This is a genomic window from Pseudonocardia sp. SID8383 (genome assembly GCF_009864975.1).
In the GTDB taxonomy this organism is placed as follows: domain Bacteria; phylum Actinomycetota; class Actinomycetes; order Mycobacteriales; family Pseudonocardiaceae; genus Pseudonocardia; species Pseudonocardia alni.
In genome coordinates, this window is sequence record NZ_WWFY01000579.1 from 1 (window position 1) to 414 (window position 414).

General features: G+C 80.0%; 1 protein-coding gene and 1 pseudogene. Both read left to right on the forward strand.

Translation table 11 applies throughout. From position 1 onward, the window contains the following. A partial coding sequence (locus GTW08_RS13935) for a nicotinate-nucleotide--dimethylbenzimidazole phosphoribosyltransferase (protein ID WP_161152014.1) occupies window positions 1-205 on the forward strand: 205 nt, incomplete at its 5' end. Beyond that, a pseudogene (locus GTW08_RS13940) lies at window positions 198-414 on the forward strand (cobalamin biosynthesis bifunctional protein CbiET); the annotation flags it as partial. The gene GTW08_RS13935 and the pseudogene GTW08_RS13940, both read left to right, overlap by 8 nt.

Below are 414 nucleotides of genomic sequence, written 5' to 3' on the forward strand. Positions count from 1 at the left end.
CCTGGGCGGGCACCGCTCCGCCGAGCCGGGCGGCGCGCTCGCCCTGGACCACCTCGGCCTCGCGCCGCTGCTGGAGCTCGACATGCGCCTCGGCGAGGGCACCGGCGCGCTGCTCGCGCTGCCGGTGCTGCAGGGCGCGGCGCGGGCGATGGCCGACGTCGCCACCTTCGACGCCGCCGGGGTCACGGACAAGACCGGTGGGTGACCCGCTCACCGTCGTCGGGATCGGCGCCGACGGCTGGGCCGGGCTGCCGGAGACCCACCGCGACGCGCTCCGCGACGCCGAGGTGCTGCTCGGCGGGCCCCGCCAGCTCGACCTGCTGCCCGCCGACGTGGCGGGGGACCGGCGGGCGTGGCCGTCGCCGCTGGTCCCGGCGTTGCCGGGGATCCTCGACTCCCTCGCCGACCGGCGCG